At 44.8% G+C, this 3,281-nt stretch carries 2 protein-coding genes; both read left to right on the top strand.

Going from position 1 to position 3,281, the window contains the following annotated elements; genetic code table 11:
• The first annotated feature begins 346 nt into the window (after positions 1-346).
• Positions 347-742, top strand: coding sequence for a metalloregulator ArsR/SmtB family transcription factor (locus tag F6K49_RS38200; RefSeq protein ID WP_293022960.1), 396 nt, complete (start codon positions 347-349; stop codon positions 740-742).
• Between the two features lie 265 nt (positions 743-1,007).
• Complete coding sequence (locus F6K49_RS38205) at positions 1,008-3,095, top strand: heavy metal translocating P-type ATPase (RefSeq protein WP_293105497.1); 2,088 nt, start codon at positions 1,008-1,010, stop codon at positions 3,093-3,095.
• The last annotated feature ends 186 nt before the right edge of the window (positions 3,096-3,281 follow it).

Genomic DNA, 3,281 nt, shown 5'->3' on the forward strand with positions numbered 1-3,281 from the left:
CGAGCTCCTGTAGCTATGGTGACTTGCTTTCAGACTTGTGACCTTCAGATAGTAAACGTCGCTCAAAGGTACAACTTTCTCTTCCGCCAATCTCCCCATCTCCCCATCTCCCCATCGCCCCATCTCCCCATCTCCCCCTCTCCCCATCTCCCCATCTCCCCATCTCCCCATCTCCCCATCTCCCCATCTCCCTATCCAACTAATCTACTCTCTTTGAATGCAACTCGGTATTAATGGGTCAAGCGCACCTAACAGGGAATCAACCTAAAATAAAACTGTACCTCATAACTGCGAGAAACGCTATAGTATCATAGATCTAGAGATTAAATAATAAATATAATTCATCATGGCTGATTCTAGTTCTTTAAATAAACCAACTGTCTACTCTTCTGATGCTCCAAGCTGTGATGATTCCGTAGTTCATCTAGATAATGTGTGGCAGGTCCAGAGTAAGGTTCTAGCAACGGAAAAAGCGCAACAGATGGCAGAGTTTTTTAGCGTTCTTTCCGACCCTCATCGGCTAAAGTTGCTTTCAGCCCTCGCACAGCAAGAGCTTTGTGTCTGCGACTTAGCAGCGATAGTAAAAATGGGGGAATCGGCAGTATCTCATCAGCTACGAGTATTGCGATCGCAAAAGCTAGTAAAATATCGCCGTCAAGGTCGCAACGTTTACTACAGTCTTGCCGATGAACATATTGTGACTTTATATCGAGAAGTAGCTCAACACCTTGATCAAAGTTGATTATTGAGCACAGATAGGGGAAGAAGTATTAAATAGTTGTAACAGTATTTTTTATACAGCCATTTTAAATTTGTGAGGTACATATTTCTGGGTTTTAGGGACTATTAAGCATGGTATATGGGAACAAATAAAAAAAAATTGTACCTCATAATTATGTAAAAATTTGTAAATAATTTATTTTGCACAGCTGCTTACTATATAATTTGAATAATCTTTTGTCTGAATAGTCTTTCAGATATTCAGGAGATTTTCGTTAGGTATTGCTATGGCACAACACCATCATCAAGACTGCTGCAATTCTGGGCATTCCGTTAAAGCGGTTGCTGAGGTGACAACCCATGATCACTGCTGCGGGAACAGTCAAGAAAAGGAGGTGACAACCCATGATCACTGTTGCGGCAACAGTCAAGAAAAGGAGGTCACAACCCATGATCACTGCTGCGGGAACAGTCAAGGAAAGAATGAATTTAACTTGTGGCGCGAGTTAAGAGCGGTCGCGATCGCTACTCCTCTTTTGTTAATCGGACTGATTTTTCAAGATAGTTTAGATCAGACTCCTTTTGGCATAGCTGAATATGCCGTCTTGATTCCTGCTTACTTACTTTGTGGTTGGGGAGTGCTAACCACTGCGGGGCGAAATATCCTGCGGGGTCGGATTTTTGACGAAAACTTTTTGATGACCATTGCCACCATAGGCGCGATCGCTATTCACGAACTACCGGAAGCAGTGGGGGTGATGTTGTTTTACCAGGTGGGGGAATTGGTACAGGGGTCTGCGGTGGGGCGATCGCGTCGTTCGATTCGAGCCTTGCTGGAAGTCCGTCCCGATACTGCTAATCTGCTAGTTAACGGCGAGATCAAAACCGTTGCCCCTGATCAAGTTGCTGTTGGGGAAATGATTCGGGTACGCCCTGGGGAGAAAGTTCCCCTGGACGGTGAGATTATTCAGGGAAGTTCCCAACTTGATACGTCTGCCCTCACAGGAGAATCAGTGCCCCGTACCGTTGTAACAGGAGATCTGGTGTTAGCAGGGATGATTAACCAGTCTGGAGGGCTAACCATTCGCGTTACTAAGCCCTTTGAAGAGTCTTCTATTGCCAGAATTTTGGACTTGGTGGAAAACGCCAGAAGCAAAAAAGCCGACACGGAAAAGTTTATTACTCGCTTTGCCCGCTACTATACTCCCGTTGTCGTGTTTCTTTCCGTAGCAATTGCCCTGTTACCACCTTTGCTAATTTCGGGAGCAAGCCCAAGCACCTGGACTTATCGAGCCTTGGTGCTCTTGGTGATTTCCTGTCCCTGTGGATTGGTCATTAGTATTCCTCTGGGCTATTTTGGCGGTATTGGAGGGGCAGCTAAGCGGGGTATTTTGATTAAAGGGTCTACGTTTTTAGATGCCTTAACTCAGGTGAAAACCGTCGTCTTTGATAAAACTGGCACCCTTACTAAAGGAAACTTTCGAGTCACCGATATTATTACCCATAATGGTTTGAGTCAAGAGCAATTACTAGAATTAGCTGCTCATGTAGAATCTGGGTCAAATCATCCCGTCGCCCAATCGATTCGACAAGCTCATGGCAAACCGATTGACAGTTCTAAGGTTGAAAATTATCAAGAAATTGCGGGGCACGGTATTCTCGCCCAAATTGATGGAAAAGTTGTGATCGCAGGAAACGATCGCTTACTCCATCGAGAGGGGATTTCCCATCATGTCTGTGTGGCTGATAGTACGGTAGCTCACTTAGCTGTGGATGGTGAATACAGTGGGCGTATCTTAATTGCCGATGAACTCAAAGAAGATGCCATCAATGCCATCCAAGCACTGCACCAACAGCAGATTAAAACTGTGATGCTGACAGGAGACAGTCAAACCATAGCTAATACTATCGCTCGAAGGCTAGGGATAGATGATTTTCAAGCCGAACTCTTACCAGAGGATAAGGTGAATGCTTTAGAGAAAATCCTCACAGCAGTAAACCAAACTAACCATAAAACTGCATTTGTGGGAGATGGCATCAACGACGCACCAGTAATTGCTCGTGCTGATGTGGGCATAGCTATGGGGGGATTAGGCTCAGATGCTGCTATCGAAACCGCCGACGTGGTAATTATGACCGATGCTCCCTCTAAAGTAGCAGAAGCGATCGCGATCGCCCGCCGAACCCTAGGTATTGTTTGGCAAAATATTATTATTGCTTTGGCAGTGAAAGTCGTCTTTATTACCCTGGGTGCGATGGGAGTAGCAACTCTCTGGGAAGCTGTATTTGCCGATATGGGAGTGGCTCTGTTGGCTATTCTTAATGCTAGTCGAGTATTGCAGATAGGGGAGCAGGGAGCAGGGAGTAGGGAGTAGGGAGTAGGCAATAGGTAAGATGGTAAAAATTTTGTGTACCTCATTAAAATAAAAACCGCTATAGAAGATTAAATGATATAACGGTGAAGTTAGTTGGTGCGACATTGATTACTCAAAAGTACTAATCTATAGCAATTCTGTTTCCCATGAGGTACAAAGGGATCCCCCTAAATCCCCCTTAAAAAG

This window comes from Moorena sp. SIO3I6, from assembly GCF_010672095.1.

Coding starts and splice junctions, on each gene's coding strand:
- F6K49_RS38200 (WP_293022960.1), top strand. CDS start 347: ATGGCTGATTCTAGTTCTTTAAATAAACCAACTGTCTACTCTTCTGAT.
- F6K49_RS38205 (WP_293105497.1), top strand. CDS start 1,008: ATGGCACAACACCATCATCAAGACTGCTGCAATTCTGGGCATTCCGTT.